Origin of the sequence: Streptomyces sp. NPDC052721 (assembly GCF_040678315.1) — a bacterium.
In the GTDB taxonomy this organism is placed as follows: Bacteria; Actinomycetota; Actinomycetes; order Streptomycetales; family Streptomycetaceae; genus Streptomyces.
Window position 1 is genome coordinate 129,131 of the sequence record NZ_JBFATL010000011.1, and the last position, 15,933, is coordinate 145,063.

Genomic DNA, 15,933 nt, shown 5'->3' on the forward strand with positions numbered 1-15,933 from the left:
TTTCGCCAGCCGCGATGGCATTCAATCACTTACCGGCAGGCGTGCACGACGCCTTGGCTCCATTGTCCGTCACGCCAGTGACACACTCGGTGCCGATGGCCAAGAATCACCGATCCGATCGACCCCAGGCACACCCGGCCTCGCGCCCCTCTCCGGGCACGGTCCTGGACCGGCTCGCCTCCGGGCCGAGCCGGGCTGCGCGCATCACTCATACGGAGCACTTGCCCCCGCGCGCGGGCCGCCATGCCGTCTGGCCTGACCGGATTCGGCCCGAGGTGATCGCGGCCGTCCAGGCGTGCGGCATCGAGCACCCCTGGGCGCACCAGGCGCTGGCCGCCGGGCACGCGCTGGACGGCGACTCCGTGGTGGTCGCCACCGGCACCGCCTCCGGCAAGTCCCTCGCCTACCTCGTGCCCGTCCTGTCCACCCTCCTGGACGGTGCCGAGGCGCCGAACGGCCGTGGTGCCACCGCTCTCTACCTGTCCCCCACGAAGGCGCTCGCGGCGGACCAGTGCCGGTCGGTGAAGGAACTTTCACAACCCCTCGGCACATCGGTACGGCCGGCCGTGTACGACGGCGACACCCCGTTCGAGGAACGCGAGTGGATCCGCCAGTACGCCAACTACGTCCTCACCAACCCGGACATGCTGCACCGCGGCATACTCCCCTCCCACCCGCGCTGGTCCTCCTTCCTGAGATCGCTCAAGTACGTCGTCATCGACGAGTGCCACACCTACCGGGGCGTCTTCGGCTCGCACGTCGCCCAGGTGCTGCGCCGGCTGCGCCGCCTGTGCGCCCGCTACGGCTCCTTCCCCGTGTTCCTGCTGGCCTCGGCGACCGCCGCCGAGCCCGCGGTCGCCGCCCGCCGGCTGACCGGCCTGCCGGTCGTCGAGGTCGCCGACGACGCCTCCCCGCGCGGAGAGCTGGTCTTCGCCCTCTGGGAGCCCCCGCTCACCGAACTGCAGGGCGAGAAGGGCGCACCCGTACGGCGTACCGCCACCGCCGAGACCGCCGATCTGCTGACCGACCTCACCGTGCAGGGTGTGCGCTCGGTCGCCTTCGTACGCTCCCGGCGCGGCGCCGAGCTGATCTCGGTGATCGCCCAGGAGAGACTCGCCGAGGTCGACCGCTCCCTGGCCCGGCGTGTCGCGGCCTACCGCGGCGGCTACCTCCCCGAGGAGCGCCGCGCCCTGGAACGCGCCCTGCACTCCGGGGAACTCCTCGGCCTCGCCGCCACGACAGCCCTGGAGCTGGGCGTGGACGTCTCGGGACTGGACGCGGTGGTGATCTCCGGCTACCCGGGCACACGCGCGTCCCTGTGGCAGCAGGCGGGCCGCGCGGGCCGCTCCGGCCAGGGCGCCCTCGCGGTCCTCGTCGCCCGCGACGACCCCCTGGACACCTTCCTCGTCCATCATCCCGAGGCCCTGTTCGACCAACCGGTGGAATCCACGGTCCTCGACCCCGACAACCCCTACGTCCTCGCCCCGCACCTGTGCGCCGCCGCCGCGGAGCTGCCGCTGACCGAGGAGGACCTGGACCTCTTCGGCCCCGCCTGCGCGGACGTGCTGCCGCAGCTGGAGGCCGCCAAGCTGCTCCGTCGGCGCACCAAGGCCTGGCACTGGACCCGCCGGGAGCGGGCCGCCGACCTCACCGACATCCGTGGCGCCGGCGGCCGTCCGGTGCAGGTCGTCGAGGCGGGCACGGGCCGCCTGCTCGGCACGGTCGACGCGGGTGCCGCGCACTCCACGGTCCACGAAGGCGCCGTCCATCTGCACCAGGGCCGCACCTACCTGGTGCGCTCCCTGGATCTGGAGGACTCGGTCGCCCTGGTCGAGCAGGCGGACCCGCCGTACTCGACGGTCGCCCGCGACACCACGTCCATCTCCATCCTGGAGACGGACACCGAGATCCCATGGGGCGCCGGCCGCCTGTGCTACGGCTCCGTGGAGGTCACCAACCAGGTGGTCTCCTACCTCCGCCGACGCCTCATCACCGGCGAAGTGCTGGGCGAGACGAAACTCGACCTCCCTCCTCGTACGCTGCGCACACGCGCGGTGTGGTGGACGGTCACCGAGGACCAGCTGGACGAGGCCCGGATCACTCCGGAGATCCTCGGCGGCTCCCTGCACGCCGCCGAGCACGCCTCCATCGGCATGCTGCCCCTCTTCGCGACCTGCGACCGCTGGGACATCGGTGGCGTGTCCGTACCCCTGCACCCCGACACCCTCCTGCCCACGGTCTTCGTCTACGACGGCCACCCCGGCGGCGCCGGATTCGCCGAGCGCGCCTTCCACACCGCCCGCGCCTGGCTCACCGCCACCCGCGAGGCCATCGCCTCCTGCGAGTGCGAGGCCGGCTGCCCGTCCTGCATCCAGTCCCCCAAGTGCGGCAACGGCAACGACCCACTGCACAAGAGGGGCGCGGTACGACTGCTCACCGTGCTGCTGCGGGGGGCGCCGGAGGGAGCGGGTACGGAGGAATCGGGGGAAGCGTAGGCGAGGGGGCAAGCGACACGGCATGGAGGCGCGACGGACTCCAGGCGGTGGGGCCTGGGAGCCGCCAGGACGTCAGGCGGCAGGGCCTCGGACCCGCCTCGGCGCGGCGGACGGCAGGGCCTGGGTATCGCGGGGACATCAGGCAGCGGGCCCTCGGACCCATTCGGCGCCGCGGACGGCACGGCATGGGTGTCGCCGGGACGCCAGGCGGCAGGGGCTAGGTGTGCTGACCCGGCAGGTCGGTGACGCGGCACGGCATCGGAGTCGCCCCGGACACCTGGCGGCACAGCCCGGGAGCCGTCCGGGACACCGGGCGGCCCAACCGGAGAGCCGCCCATGGCGCCGGGCGAAGAACCCGGGGATCCGTCCGACACGCCGGGCGGTACCGGACCTGCCGGTCCCGCTCTCGCCCTGACCTCCGCCGTGAACGGCCCCCTTCCTGCGGCCGCCGTCACATCGGACGTGTCGCCGACGATGGCGCACCGCACCAGCCGTACTCCCTGGGCCGCCGCCAGCCGTTCGGCCCGGGCGCAGGCCGCCGTGCCGCCCTCGGCCCAGTGGTCCGCCGCCGCGAGCGCGGCCAGGTCGGCGCCGCCGGCCGCCCGGTGCCGTACGACGACGGCCTGCCCGAGAGCGAGCACGGCGCCGAAGACCACGCACAGCACGGCGATCGCCCCCAGGCTCCAGACGGTGGCGGATCCTCGGTCGGAGTCCGGCGGCCGGTCCGGCTGCGCGTGCCCACGGCACCGCGCCTCCTCACACCCTTCCCGCCCGGCCCCCCACCGACCGTCGGCACGCACCCGTTCGTCGGCCGGCCCGCCCCGGCATCTCATGGCCCCGTCTCCCTCGGTCCCACCGTGTCCTCGGCGAGGGCCACGGCCTCCTCCCGGATCTCGAACGGCAACCCGCTCAGCACCGGCGGCTCGGCCGCCACCGTCACCCGGACCCGGTCGCCCTCGCGCGCGACGGTCACCCGTGCTCCCCTCGGCGCCGCTTCCCGGGTCACCGTCACCACCGCCTGGGCCGGGTCCTGCCGGGCGGCGGCCCGGGCGCCCGCGCGGGCCGCGTCCACGCACTCGATCTGCGCCGCCACCACAAGCAGCGCCCAGACCAGCGCCATCGTGAACGCCACCAGCACGGACAGCACCACGGCCGCCTCCGCGGTCACGAACCCACGGTCCCTACTTGGCTCACATGCGCGCACTGAGGGCCTTCTTCACGATGGCCTGCAGCTCCGCCTGGACCTGGCCGCTGGTGACGACCTTGTAGAGCAGCAACGCGAACCCGACGGCCGCGATGATCCCCATGGCGTACTCGGACGTCACCATTCCGCCGTCCTGGCGGCACGCTCCGCGCACCCGGACCGCCGCTTTCCTGATCTTCTCGAACATTCCAACCCCCGTGACGCTTCTGGTCTGTCGTCGCTTGCTGTCGTTTGTCGCCGTTCGTTGACGTTTGTCGTCGTTCTTCGTGCTTACCTGACGTCTGCGTGCCGGCCCGCTCTCCTCGCCCTCACCTCCCTCCCATCACCTCGCCCGCCAGTCCGATCACGACCGGCAGCACACCGACCGCGATGAACGCGGGCAGGAAGCACAGGCCGACCGGCGCCGAGATCAGTACGCCCGCCCGACGCGCCCGGGCCGTCGCCGTACGAGCCCACTCCGCACGCGCGTCCGACGCGAGCCGGGCGACCGGGCCGGCCGCGGGCAACCCGGACTGGTCAGCCCGCTCCAGCAGCCGCGCCAGCGCACCGGCACCGGGCAGCGCCGCCAAGCTCCGCCAGGCGTCCGCCGGTTCACCGCCGAGCCGGACCTCCGCCGCGCCCCGCGCCAGCGCCTGTCCGACGGGCCCGCCAAGGGCCTCCCCCACCGCCTGGGCGGCGATCACCGGTCCGGCGCCGGCCGCGATACAGGCGGCCAGCAGATCGGCGGCCAGCGGAAGTTGACGCGCGGCCCCGGCCGTATCGACCGCCTCCTGCTGCCCGGCTGCCGCCTGACGGCCCCGCCACCGCCACAGCACCGCGCCCACCCCAAGCCCCAGCACCACACCGACGACCCCGCCGACCAGCACCCAGACACCGCACACCGCACCGGCCGTCGACACCCATCGCCGCCGAACGATGTCCGAAAGCGTCAACCGATCCGTGCGCTCAGGCACTGCGATGCCCAGCAGCTCGGCCATCCGGCGCCGCGCCCGACGCCGCCGTCGCGCCAGCTCCAGCCGCCGGACACCCCAGCCGAGGACCAGCACCACGGCCACCGCCGTCCCCAGCCTGTGGATGACTTCCCCGCTCATACCGCTCGCCCCTTCCCCGTCATTCGGCCATTCGGCCATTCGGGCTGTTCGCCCCATCGCGCACCGCTCTCCTCGCGCGGCCTCCGCCCCTCATGCGGCCTCCGCCCCTCGCACGATCCGCATCGCCCACCACATCCCGGCCGTCTCGAAGACCGCGCCGGCCGCCAGGCAGCCGAGGCCCGCGCCGCTGTGCAGCAGCACGTGCAGCGGGTCCGCCCCCATGGCCGTACCGAGGAGCAGCCCAAGGGCGGGCAGTGCGGCGAGCAGCACCGCGCTGGCCCGGGCGCCCGACAACTGGGCGCGCACGTCGGCTCGTTGGTCCCGTTCGGCGCGCAGTGCCCCGTCCAGCCGGTTCAGGCCGGTGGCGAGTCCGGCGCCCTGGTCCACGGCCACCCGCCAGCACGCGGCGAGTGCGAGCAGGCCTTCCGCCCCCGGCTGCCGAGCCGCCACGGCGAGCGCGCCGGGCACGTCTCCGCCGAACCGCGCAGCGGCCACCACGGCGGCCTGTGCGTCGCCGAGTCCGCCGGAGTCCCGCGCGGCCCGCAGCAGCGCCTCCCCCGGCTGCCGTCCCGCCCGCACCTCCCCGACGAGCCCACCGCACAGGGCGATCACCGCGTCGGCCCGCCGCTCCCGGGCACGCCGGGCCTGCCGGGCCAGCCGCATCCTGCGCAGCACCGGCACCCCGGCGACCCCCGCGACCACCGGAATCACCGAGGCACCCAGCAGCGCGATGCCCAGCCCGGCGACGAGCGCCCACCACTCGGCTCCCCATCGGCCGCGCTGCCGCCGCAGTTCCGCGAGGGCCCGCTCCCAGCCGGGCGGCCCGGTCGCCACCACCCCGCCGTCGGCCAGCAGCAGCCGCGCCCGCCGCATCCCGTAGTGCCGCCCGCCCAGCAGCCACACCAACGCACCGAGACAGACCAGCGCGGCCCCCATGGACGTCTCACCGATCACTTCCGTCACCCCTCTCATCAACGCCGGCTCCGACTGCTCCGCCGAAGCTCACTGACCCGCCACTGACCGCCGAACGATCTGATCTGCCGAACGCCCCCCGAACACACCGCTCCGGAACGCAGTTGACCCCAGAACCCACTCGCCGGACCAGAACGGGCCCCTCACACCACCCGCCCGCCGGTCCCCACCCCTCACTCCCCGAACTCCCCCGCGTCCCCCACCAGTTGCCGCAACCGCTCCCACCCCCGCTCCCGAACGAACGCCCGCTCGCCCCAGCGCAGGGCCGGCACCGTCCGCACCAGCCCGGTGGTGTCCCGTTCCAGCACGTGCACCTCGGCGATCCGGCGCCGCCCGGACCGGTCCCGTACGAGGTGCACCACCACGGAAAGGGCCGCCGCCAACTGGCTGTGGAGTGCGGCGCGGTCCAGCCCGGCTGCCGTGGCCAGCGCCTCCAGCCGGGCCGGTACATCCGCCGCCGCGTTGGCATGGACCGTGCAACAGCCTCCTTCGTGGCCGGTGTTGAGCGCCGCGAGCAGATGCACGACCTCGGGGCCGCGCACCTCGCCGACGACCAGCCGGTCCGGCCGCATCCGCAGTGCCTGCCGCACCAGGTCCTCCAGGGTGACCAGACCGGCGCCCTCCTGGTTGGCGGGCCGGGTCTCCAGCCGGACGACGTGCGGGTGGTCCGGCCTCAGCTCGGCCGAGTCCTCGGCGAGCACGATCCGCTCGCCCGGTCCGACGAGCCCGAGCAGCGCGCTGAGCAGCGTCGTCTTGCCGCATCCGGTGCCGCCGCTGACGAGGAAGGACAGCCGGGCATCGAGCAGTGCCCTCAGGATCCGGTCGCCGCCGGGCGGCACCGTGCCGGCCGCGACGAGCTCCTCCAGGGTGAAGGCCCGGGGCCGTACCACCCGCAGGGCGAGGCAGGCGCAGCCGACGGCGACCGGGGGCAGCACCGCGTGCAGCCGGGTGCCGTCGGGCAGCCGGGCGTCCGCCCAGGGCCGGGCGTCGTCCAGCCGGCGTCCGGCCACGGCGGCCAGCCGCTGCGCGAGACGCCGTACGGCCGCCGCGTCGGGGAAGGTCACCGGGGTCAGCTCCAGGCCGCCGCCGCGGTCCACCCAGACCCGGTCCGGGGCGGAGACCAGGACGTCGGTGACGTCCGGGTCGGCGAGCAGCGGCTCCAGAGGGCCGGTGCCGACGAGTTCGGACCGCAGGTGCGCGGCCGCGCCGAGTACTTCCGCGTCGCCGAGCACCCGGCCCTGTTCGCGCAGGGCCTGGGCCACCCGCGCGGGGGTGGGTTCGGCGCCGCTCTCGGCGAGCCGGCGGCGGACGCCGTCGAGCAGGGCCGCGCCGTCGGCCCGGTCGAGTCCGGGCAGCGTCATCGGATGCCTCCCGTCTCGACCAGCGCGCGCTCCCAGAAGTGCGCGCAGAAGCGGGCGAGCGGTCCGCGTCCGGTCGCGCCCGGCGGTTTGGCGCCGCCGCGCGGACGCAGCAGCGCCGGTTCGACGGGCACCTCGCCGGCCAGCGGCAGGCCGAGCAGCCGGGCCACCTCGTGGTCGTCCAGGCCGGGTGCGTACGGCCCGCGGACCGCCACCCGCAGGTCCCGCACGACCATTCCGACGGCGGAGGCGACGCGGCCTGCGGCTGCGACGGCCCGCAGCTCGGCCGGGACGACGAGCAGCCCCATGTCGAGCTGGGCGAGGGCCTCGGCGACCCCGTCGTCGAGGCGTCGGGGCAGGTCGACGACGACCGTGCCGCCGCGCCGCCGGGCGGCTGCCAGCACCGCGCGGACCGCGGGAGGCGGAATGGCGACGCAGTCGCCGCGGTCCCAGCTGAGCACGCGCAGGGAGTGCAGCTCGGGCAGCGACTCCTCCAGGGCGCCGCCGCCGACCCGGCCCCGGGAGGCGGCGAAGGCGGGCCAGCGCAGGCCTTCGGCGCTCTCGCCGCCGAGGAGTACGTCGAGTCCGCCGCCCAGCGGATCTGCGTCCACCAGGAGGGTGCGCAGTCCCTCGCGCGCGGAGGTGACGGCGAGCGCGCAGGCGAGCGTGGACGCGCCGGCCCCGCCCCGGCCGCCGATCACCCCGACGGTGAGGGCCGGGCGGCCGATGCCCTCGGCGACGTCGGCGATGCGGTCGACCAGCCATGGTTCGCCGTCGGGGAGCATCAGGACGTGGTCGGCGCCGATCTGGACGGCTCGTTTCCACACCCCCGGGTCGTCCTGGTCGCGGCCCACCAGCACCACCCCCGGCCGGCGGGCGGTGCCGCGCATCCGGTGGGCGGCGTCGTCTCCGACGAGTACGAGGGGGGCGGCCGCCCAGCCGTCGCCGGATTCCGGTACGCCGTGGTGGACCTCGGGTGTGGCGCCCGCCGCCGCGCACAGGCGCAGCAGATCGTCCAGGAGGACGGCGTCCTCGGTGACGATGAGCGGCCGCCCGGGCCGGTCTGCGGAGCCGGGCGGCGGGTCGTGGGTGACGGTTCCGGTCACGGGTGTTCCCCCTTCGCTGCGCGGGCCGCGCAGCCCCTGCGGCCACGCGATTCCCAAAGCTGTGAAGAACCGGCAAGCGGCCTCCATATGAACGGCCGATAGGAACCGGCCATACGCGCTCCGGCAATCGGACCCGGCCATGAACTCGCCGCGGCGGGAGTGCGCTGGAATCACGGTGCAGCGATCCGCGAAATAATGTGGATCTTGGTCGATAACTGTGGACAACCCGGACCCTGTGAATATCTTCGTCACCCATACCGGTGACCCTCGTGCTGATCCGTGTGCGATATCCACAGAGCAGCCTGACGATTACGGACCGTCACCGATCATGGGCATGTCGAGGACGCGGCCACGGCGGCGCGATGCCGGCCGTACAGCCGCGTGAAGAAGGAGGGGGGAGGGAGAAAACCCATCCGGACATGCGACGACCCCCGCCGGGGGGGAGAGCGGGGGTCGTCCCCACGGCCGACTCGGGGGGGGAGGAGTCGGACCGGGTTAGCACGGTCGCGAACGATCCGTGACTTCCATGGTGTACCCGAGAGCCCTCTCAGGCAAACCCACGCGCCCCACCTTACGCCGAATGGTGGGCGCCTATGCTCGGGGGCGTGGAAAACCACTCCTTGCCCCGCGCAGCGGCCTTCTTTGACCTGGACAAGACGGTCATTGCGAAGTCCAGCACCCTCACCTTCAGCAAGTCCTTCTACCAAGGCGGGCTGATCAAGCGCAGGGCGGCGCTGCGTACCGCATATGCCCAGTTCGTCTTCCTGGCCGGCGGTCTGGACCACGACCAGATGGAGCGCATGCGCGAGTACCTCTCCGCGCTGTGCCGCGGCTGGAACGTCCAGCAGGTGCGGGAGATCGTCGCCGAGACCCTGCACCAGCTGATCGACCCGATCATCTACGACGAGGCCGCCTCCCTCATCGAGGAGCATCACGCGGCCGGCCGGGACGTGGTGATCGTGTCCACCTCGGGCGCCGAGGTGGTCGAGCCGATCGGCGAACTGCTGGGCGCGGACCGAGTGGTCGCCACCCGCATGGTCGTCGGCGAGGACGGCTGCTTCACCGGAGAGGTGGAGTACTACGCCTACGGCCCGACGAAGGCCGAGGCCGTCAGAGAGCTGGCCGCGTCCGAGGGCTACGACCTGGACCGCTGCTACGCCTACAGCGACTCGGCGACCGACCTGCCGATGCTCCAGGCCGTCGGGCATCCGCACACCGTGAACCCGGACCGCGCGCTGCGCCGCGAGGCACTCGCCCGCGGGTGGCCGATTCTGGAGTTCCGCCACCCGGTCCGCCTCAAGAAACGGCTCTCCGCGTTCTCCGTCCCGCCCCGCCCGGCGCTGGTCGCCGCGGCGGCCATAGGCGCGGCAGCGGCGACCGCCGGCCTCGTCTGGTACACGAGTCGGCGCCGTGGCACCGCCTGAACCGCGCCCGTTTCACCCTGTTTGAACCTGAAAGTAAAGAAGTGCAGGCAGGGGTTCCGCTTCCTCCCGGCTCGCGGTACAAAGAACCTAGGCCCGCGAGACCAAAGGACATCCGAGAGGATCCCCTACCACTACGCATTGGCCCCACGGACCCAGCATGAACACCGGGCACCCACGCGACGTCGACCCGTCGATTACGGGCCAGCCGCACCAGGTGACGGGCAAAGCATCCCGACCTGATGGGCGACATATCGAGGACGCCTGGTAACCCGGTGATCATGCCAGCGGCGGTACGAGCACTCGTACCGCCGCAACCCTTTGCCGGGAAGCCCCGCCGTCCGGGGCTTCCGTCGTCCGGCCTTTTTCTCAGGCCGCGCCCCGCTGCAGCGCTTCGCAGACCGCCGTCGACTCGCGTACGCCCAGTTCGACCGCCCGGCCGCAGTGGGCGATCCAGGCGGCCATGCCCTCGGGGGTGCCGGAGACGTACCCGTCCAGAGCGGCCAGGTAGGAGGCGCGGCCCAGTTCGGCGTGGCCCACCTCGGCCGGGCAGACCGCCTTCGGGTCCAGTCCGCTGCCGATCAGCACGATCCGCTCGGCCGCGCGCGCGACGAGGCCGTTGTGGTGCGTGAAGGGGCGCAGTGCGAGCAGTTCGCCGTGCACCACGGCGGCCGTGACCAGCGCGGGCGCGGAGGTGCCGGCGATGATCAGGTCCGCCAGCCCCTCCAGTCGGCCCGAGACCTCCTCGGCGTCCGGCAGCGGCAGCTCGACCAGCGGCTCGTCGACCGGCTCGCCCGCCAGACGTGGCCTGCCGACCTGGTCCTCGTCGCTCGCCGCGGCCACCAGGTGCAGCCGGGCCAGGACCCGCAGGGGCGACTGGCGCCAGATGGACAGCAGCTGTCCCGCCTCCGCGGTGAGCCGCAGGGCCGCACCCATGACACGGGCCTCGGCGTCGACGCCGAAGTCGGTGCGGCGGCGCACCTCCTCCAGGGCCCAGTCCGCGCCGGACAGCGCCGCAGAGCCGCGGGCGCCGCGCAGGGCCGCCTCGGAGGTGATCTCGTTGCTGCGACGTCGCATGACCCGGTGCCCGTAGACCCGGTCCACGGCCTGGCGCACGGACTCAACGGACTCGGCCACACCGGGCAGCGAGCCCAGGGCCGCGAGCGGATCGGCGGTCGCGCCTGTCGTACTCATGAGTACGACACTACGCACCCCATCGGCCCACCCCACGAAGGAGTGGTCTTCTTCACTGCCTGGTGCCACGCACAGCCATCGCACGACTACTGTTGGTGAACATGAAAATTGCTTTCGTCGGGAAGGGCGGCAGCGGCAAGACCACGCTCTCCTCCCTCTTCATCCGCCGTCTCGTCGCCTCGGGCGCCCCGGTGGTCGCCATCGACGCGGACATCAACCAGCACCTCGGCCCCGCGCTCGGCCTCGGCGAGGAGGAGGCGTCGGCGCTGCCCGCCATGGGCGAACAGCTGTCGCTGATCAAGGACTACCTGCGCGGCACCAACCCGCGCATCGCCTCGGCCGCGACGATGATCAAGACGACTCCGCCCGGCGAGGGTTCGCGGCTGGTCGGGGTGCGCGAGCCCAACCCGGTCTACGACGCCTGCGCGCGCCCGGTGGAACTCGACGGCGGCGCCGCCCGTTTGATGGTCACGGGCCCCTTCACGGACGCCGACCTGGGGGTCGCCTGCTACCACTCCAAGACGGGAGCGGTGGAGCTGTTCCTGAACCACCTCGTCGACGGCCCCGACGAGTACGTCGTGGTCGACATGACGGCCGGTTCGGACTCCTTCGCCTCCGGCATGTTCACCCGCTTCGACATGACGTTCCTCGTCGCCGAGCCGACCCGGAAGGGGGTCTCCGTCTACCGCCAGTACAAGGAGTACGCCCGCGACTTCGGCATCGCCCTCAAGGTCGTCGGCAACAAGATCCAGGACCCCGACGACCTCGACTTCCTGCGCGACGAGGTCGGGGACGACCTGCTCGTGACGGTCGGGCGCTCGGACTGGGTGCGCGCCATGGAGAAGGGCCGTCCGCCACGGTTCGCACTCCTGGAGGAGGCCAACGCCCGCGCTCTGGACCTGCTCAAGACCACCGTCGACGCCACCTACGAGCAGCGCGACTGGGAGCGCTACACCCGCCAGATGGTGCACTTCCACCTGAAGAACGCCGAGTCCTGGGGCAACGAGCGCACCGGGGCCGACCTGGCGGCGCAGGTCGACCCCCACTTCGTGCTCGGCGAGAGTGTGGCGACGCCGGCCTGATCTCTACGGTTCGTCCGCCGGCGCCCCGGGCACGCCCTTGGGCGCCGGAGCCGGGCGGCCGGACAGGAAGGACGCCCAGCCCTGCCGGGGGGCCTCGCCCACCTTCAGGGTGCGCAGCTTCGCGAGGGTCCCCGGGTCCTGGGCGTCCAGCCAGTCGGCCAGCTGGTGGAAGGAGACACAGCGCACCTCGGGCTTGGTGCACACCTCCTTGACCACGTCTTCGACGGCGCGCATGTAGGTGCCGCCGTTCCAGGACTCGAAGTGGTTGCCGATGATCAGGGGCGCGCGGTTGCCGTCGTAGGCGCGGTAGAAGCCCTTGATCAGTCCGTCGCGCATCTGGGCGCCCCAGTAGTCGAACTTGTCGGGGTCGCCCTGGGTCTTGGTGCCGGACTGGCCGACCATGAAGTTGTAGTCCATGGTCAGCTGCTCATAGGTGTGGCCCGGGAAGGGCACCAGCTGCATCGACAGGTCCCACAGGCCCTCCTTCTTCTTGGGCCAGACCTGGTTGTCGACTCCGCTGGAGTCGTAGCGGAAGCCCAGCTGGCGGGCGGCCTTGATGAAGTTCTTCCGGCCTTCCAGGCAGGGGGTGCGGGCGCCGATCAGCTCCTTGTCGTAGTCGAAGGGCAGCGGAGCCGTCCGCTTCATCCCGGTGTTGGTCCGCCAGGACTTCACGAACTTCTTGGCCTGGGCGATCTCGCTCTTCCACTCGTCCACCGACCAGGTGCCGACCCCGCCGTCGGGCCCGCAGAAGTGGCCGTTGAAGTGGGTGCCGATCTCGTTGCCCTCCAACCAGGCCAGCCGTACCTGCTTGAGGGTGTCGGTGATGCCCTGCTCGTCGTTGAAGCCGATGTCGGAGCTGCCCGGCGAGTGCTGCGGGGGCTTGTACAGGTCGCGTTTCTCCTCCGGCAGCAGGTACACGCCGCTGAGGAAGTACGTCATGGTCGCGTTGTTCTCCTTGGCGACCTTGCGGAAGTGCGAGAACAGCTTCTGGCTGTCCTCACCCGCGCCGTCCCACGAGAACACGACGAACTGCGGGGGTTTCTGACCGGGGCCCAGCCGCTCGGGCCGGGGCAGATGCGGCTGGGATCCGGTGTAGGCGGTGGAACCGTCGCCGATCAGCCGGAGCACGCTGCCCGGCGCCGGCGCCCCCTGCCCCGGGCCGGGCGCCCCTTCCTTCGCGCCGCTGGAGTCGGTCGCGCAACCGGCGAACGACGCCGCACAGGCCGCGGCGACCATGGCGCCGACGGCGATCCTCTGGGTGGCGGCCATGTTCCGCCCACCTTCTTCCTTCTCTCAGGCACACGCTGACGAGGGCCGTTTTCGGGTGATGTGCCGGGTTCGCTCCGGCAGCGTCGCCAAGGTCGCACGGGGCCGAGAAGGAATTAGTACGACAAGCCGATCAAATGCTCACTTCACTCCAGCGGGCGATCTTCCACCCCTTTTGCCCGAGAAAACTATGCTCTGGCTTTACGTGGCATTACGGTTCTTTTACCGATCATTGATCCATCCCGCCGCTGTACGCCGTGACCCACGGCCGCGACCGAGCCCGCCCATCGCCGCGGGTCCCACCCAGTCCGCGACCGCGCCGCCCCGGAGGAGACGGGAACATGTCCGCCTGCGCACCCCCTCACACCCAGCACCCCCACCCGCCGCACAACCCCGCACCGGCCCGCCGCCGCTTCACCGTCGCGGGCGCCGACCTGTCCGCGGCCGTCGCGGTCTTCCTGATCGCCCTGCCGCTCTCCCTCGGCATCGCCCTTGCCACCGGCGCCCCGCTCCAGGCCGGACTCGTCGCCGCCGCCGTCGGCGGAATCGTCGTCGGGCGGCTGGGCGGCTGCCCCCTCCAGGTCAGCGGTCCCGCCGCCGGACTCACCGTGGTCACCGCCGACCTGATCCACCGTTACGGCTGGCGGGCCACCTGCGGCATCACCGTCCTGGCCGGCCTCGCCCAACTCGGCCTCGGCTGCCTGCGGGTGGCGCGCGGCGCACTCGCGGTCAGCCCGGCCGTGGTGCACGGCATGCTGGCCGGCATCGGCATCACCATCGCCGTCGCCCAGCTGCACATCGTCCTCGGCGGCAGCCCGGACAGTTCCGTCCTCGCCAACCTGCGGGCCCTGCCCGCCCAGTTGGCGGGCCTGCACCCGGCCGCCGTGTCGATGAGCGCGCTGACCCTGGCCCTGCTGCTGGCCTGGCCCCGCCTGCCCGGCCGCGCCGGCCGGCTGCTGCGCAGGGTGCCGGCCGCCCTCGTCGCCGTCACCGGAGCCGCCGCGACCGCCGCCCTCACGGGCCTGAGCCTGCCCCGGGTCGAACTGCCGTCCTGGCACAGCCACGCCCTGGCCGGACTGCCCGAGGGTCCGGCGCTCGGCCTGGTGGCCGCGGTGCTCACCACCACCCTGGTGTGCAGCGTGCAGTCGCTGCTCGGCGCGGTGGCCGTGGACAAGCTGGTCGCCGCCCGCACCGGCCCCCAGTCCCGCATCGGCCGCTCGGACCTGGACCGGGAGCTGCTCGGCCAGGGCGCCGCCAACATCGTCTCCGGTGCCCTCGGCGGGCTGCCGATCGCGGGCGTGGCGGTGCGCAGCACCGCGAATGTGAACTCAGGTGCCGTCAGCCGGAACTCCACGATGCTGCACGGCGTTCTCGTAGTAGTCGCCGCGCTGCTGATGGTCCCGATCCTGGAGGAGATCCCGCTCGCCTCCCTCGCCGCCCTGGTGATGGCCGTCGGCATCCAGATGGTGTCCCTGCACCACATCCGCACGGTGACGCGCCACCGCGAAGTGCCGGTCTACGCCGCGACCACACTCGGCGTGGTGCTCCTCGGCGTCCTGCAGGGCGTGTTCCTCGGGGTCGCCGTGGCGGTCGCCGTCGCCCTGCACCGCCTCGCCCGCACCCGCATCACCCACCACGAGAAGGAAGGAGTCCATCACGTACGCGTCCGAGGTCAGCTGACCTTCCTCGCGGTGCCCCGGCTCAGCAGAACCCTGCATCTCGTACCCCAAGGCGCCCACGCCGTCGTGGAGTTGGACGGTTCGTTCATGGACCACGCGGCGTACGAGTCGCTGCAGGACTGGCGCAGCTCCCACACCGCTCGGGGAGGCACGGCCGAGCTGGCGGGCCGGCGCGACGGAATCCGGACCGCCGAGCAGGCCCCGGCCACCGAGTGCCGGTGCCGCCCCTGGACCCCCTGGCGCAACCACCAGGCCTGCTTCGCCGGAGCCCCCGCCGCTCCGGAAGGGCAGGGGGCCGGCCGGGAACTGGCCCGTGGCATCAGCTCGTTCCAGCGGAACACCGCGCCGCTGGTGCGTGAGGAGCTGGCGCGGCTCGCCCGGGAGGGTCAGCGGCCCTCCCAGCTCTTCCTGACCTGTGCCGACTCCCGGCTCGTCACGTCCATGATCACCGCCAGTGGTCCCGGCGACCTGTTCGTCGTCCGCAACGTCGGCAACCTGGTGCCGCCGCCGGGCGAGGACCACGGCGACGACTCGGTGGCCGCCGCCATCGAGTACGCGGTGGACGTGCTCGGGGTGCGCTCCATCACGGTGTGCGGGCACTCCGGGTGCGGGGCGATGCAGGCACTGCTGACCACGGGGGCCGGCCAGGGGGACAGCACCCCGCTCCAGCGGTGGCTGCGGCACGGGCTGCCGAGCCTGGCGCGGACGGCCGGCGATCACCCCGAGCGGCCCCGGCTGGCCGGCCGGGAGCCCGCGGACGCGGTGGAGCTGCTGTGTCTGACCAACGTGGTCCAGCAGTTGGCGCATCTGAGGGCGCACGAATCGGTGGCCCGGGCGCTGGCCGAGGGGGCACTGGAACTGCACGGCATGTATTTCCATGTGGGCGAGGCCCAGGCGTATCTGCTCGCGGGGACGGAGGAGCAAGCGGTGTTCGAGGACGTCGCGGGAGGCATCGACGGAGGTGAGGAGGCACGCGAAGCGGTGCGGGTCACGAGCCACAGACAGGTCTAAACCAATTTTGCCGTCGACCCTTGTCATCGGACCCCCGCGTCTGATGAGCTGTGG

The 15,933-nt window shown here is 72.8% G+C and carries 12 protein-coding genes and 1 pseudogene; 4 read left to right on the forward strand and 9 right to left on the reverse strand.

The genetic code is table 11. The features are described 5' to 3' along the window. Positions 1-14: 14 nt before the first annotated feature. Positions 15-2,495 (forward strand): DEAD/DEAH box helicase, encoded by a 2,481-nt coding sequence (locus AB0L21_RS13790; RefSeq protein ID WP_365699152.1) that lies wholly within the window; start codon positions 15-17, stop codon positions 2,493-2,495. Positions 2,496-2,875: 380 nt separating this feature from the next. On the opposite strand, the pseudogene AB0L21_RS13795 reads toward AB0L21_RS13790, so the two are convergent. From AB0L21_RS13795 to ssd, 7 genes and pseudogenes are all read right to left on the reverse strand, one after another. Next, positions 2,876-3,205: pseudogene (locus AB0L21_RS13795) on the reverse strand (Rv3654c family TadE-like protein); the annotation flags it as partial. A 119-nt stretch (positions 3,206-3,324) separates the two neighbouring features. Further along, positions 3,325-3,663: a TadE family type IV pilus minor pilin gene (locus tag AB0L21_RS13800; protein ID WP_365784047.1), complete on the reverse strand. Its 339-nt coding sequence runs from the start codon at positions 3,661-3,663 to the stop codon at positions 3,325-3,327. A gap of 22 nt (positions 3,664-3,685) precedes the next feature. Beyond that, on the reverse strand, positions 3,686-3,886 hold the full coding sequence (locus AB0L21_RS13805) for a DUF4244 domain-containing protein (protein WP_078611786.1): 201 nt from the start codon (positions 3,884-3,886) through the stop codon (positions 3,686-3,688). 121 nt (positions 3,887-4,007) lie between these two features. Next, a complete protein-coding gene (locus AB0L21_RS13810) occupies positions 4,008-4,790 on the reverse strand; it encodes a type II secretion system F family protein (protein WP_365784049.1) in 783 nt (260 codons plus the stop codon). A 90-nt stretch (positions 4,791-4,880) separates the two neighbouring features. Continuing rightward, positions 4,881-5,726, reverse strand: coding sequence for a type II secretion system F family protein (locus AB0L21_RS13815; protein ID WP_365784137.1), 846 nt, complete (start codon positions 5,724-5,726; stop codon positions 4,881-4,883). A 209-nt stretch (positions 5,727-5,935) separates the two neighbouring features. Continuing rightward, positions 5,936-7,123, reverse strand: a complete 1,188-nt coding sequence (locus AB0L21_RS13820; protein ID WP_365784051.1) for a TadA family conjugal transfer-associated ATPase — start codon at positions 7,121-7,123, stop codon at positions 5,936-5,938. Next, complete coding sequence (gene ssd / locus AB0L21_RS13825) at positions 7,120-8,226, reverse strand: septum site-determining protein Ssd (protein ID WP_365784053.1); 1,107 nt, start codon at positions 8,224-8,226, stop codon at positions 7,120-7,122. Before ssd ends, AB0L21_RS13820 begins: the two co-directional genes overlap by 4 nt. Positions 8,227-8,819: 593 nt before the next feature. Between ssd and AB0L21_RS13830 the strand changes: the two genes are divergently transcribed. After that, entirely contained in the window at positions 8,820-9,650 is an 831-nt protein-coding gene (locus tag AB0L21_RS13830) for an HAD-IB family hydrolase (protein WP_365784055.1), read from the forward strand. Between the two features lie 366 nt (positions 9,651-10,016). Here AB0L21_RS13830 and AB0L21_RS13835 read toward each other — a convergent pair whose 3' ends face one another. Next, a complete protein-coding gene (locus AB0L21_RS13835; RefSeq protein WP_365699145.1) occupies positions 10,017-10,841 on the reverse strand; it encodes an oxidoreductase in 825 nt (274 codons plus the stop codon). 101 nt (positions 10,842-10,942) lie between these two features. Between AB0L21_RS13835 and AB0L21_RS13840 the strand changes: the two genes are divergently transcribed. Then, complete coding sequence (locus AB0L21_RS13840; protein ID WP_365699144.1) at positions 10,943-11,923, forward strand: ATP-binding protein; 981 nt, start codon at positions 10,943-10,945, stop codon at positions 11,921-11,923. A gap of 3 nt (positions 11,924-11,926) precedes the next feature. Here AB0L21_RS13840 and AB0L21_RS13845 read toward each other — a convergent pair whose 3' ends face one another. Continuing rightward, positions 11,927-13,192: a hypothetical protein gene (locus AB0L21_RS13845; RefSeq protein ID WP_365784057.1), complete on the reverse strand. Its 1,266-nt coding sequence runs from the start codon at positions 13,190-13,192 to the stop codon at positions 11,927-11,929. 338 nt (positions 13,193-13,530) lie between these two features. Between AB0L21_RS13845 and AB0L21_RS13850 the strand changes: the two genes are divergently transcribed. After that, a complete protein-coding gene (locus AB0L21_RS13850) occupies positions 13,531-15,879 on the forward strand; it encodes a SulP family inorganic anion transporter (RefSeq protein WP_365784059.1) in 2,349 nt (782 codons plus the stop codon). Positions 15,880-15,933: the final 54 nt, after the last annotated feature.

Coding starts and splice junctions, on each gene's coding strand:
- AB0L21_RS13790 (WP_365699152.1), top strand. CDS start 15: ATGGCATTCAATCACTTACCGGCAGGCGTGCACGACGCCTTGGCTCCA.
- AB0L21_RS13805 (WP_078611786.1), bottom strand. CDS start 3,886: ATGTTCGAGAAGATCAGGAAAGCGGCGGTCCGGGTGCGCGGAGCGTGC.
- AB0L21_RS13810 (WP_365784049.1), bottom strand. CDS start 4,790: ATGAGCGGGGAAGTCATCCACAGGCTGGGGACGGCGGTGGCCGTGGTG.
- AB0L21_RS13815 (WP_365784137.1), bottom strand. CDS start 5,726: ATGGGGGCCGCGCTGGTCTGTCTCGGTGCGTTGGTGTGGCTGCTGGGC.
- AB0L21_RS13820 (WP_365784051.1), bottom strand. CDS start 7,123: ATGACGCTGCCCGGACTCGACCGGGCCGACGGCGCGGCCCTGCTCGAC.
- AB0L21_RS13830 (WP_365784055.1), top strand. CDS start 8,820: ATGCTCGGGGGCGTGGAAAACCACTCCTTGCCCCGCGCAGCGGCCTTC.
- AB0L21_RS13835 (WP_365699145.1), bottom strand. CDS start 10,841: ATGAGTACGACAGGCGCGACCGCCGATCCGCTCGCGGCCCTGGGCTCG.
- AB0L21_RS13840 (WP_365699144.1), top strand. CDS start 10,943: ATGAAAATTGCTTTCGTCGGGAAGGGCGGCAGCGGCAAGACCACGCTC.
- AB0L21_RS13845 (WP_365784057.1), bottom strand. CDS start 13,192: ATGGCCGCCACCCAGAGGATCGCCGTCGGCGCCATGGTCGCCGCGGCC.
- AB0L21_RS13850 (WP_365784059.1), top strand. CDS start 13,531: ATGTCCGCCTGCGCACCCCCTCACACCCAGCACCCCCACCCGCCGCAC.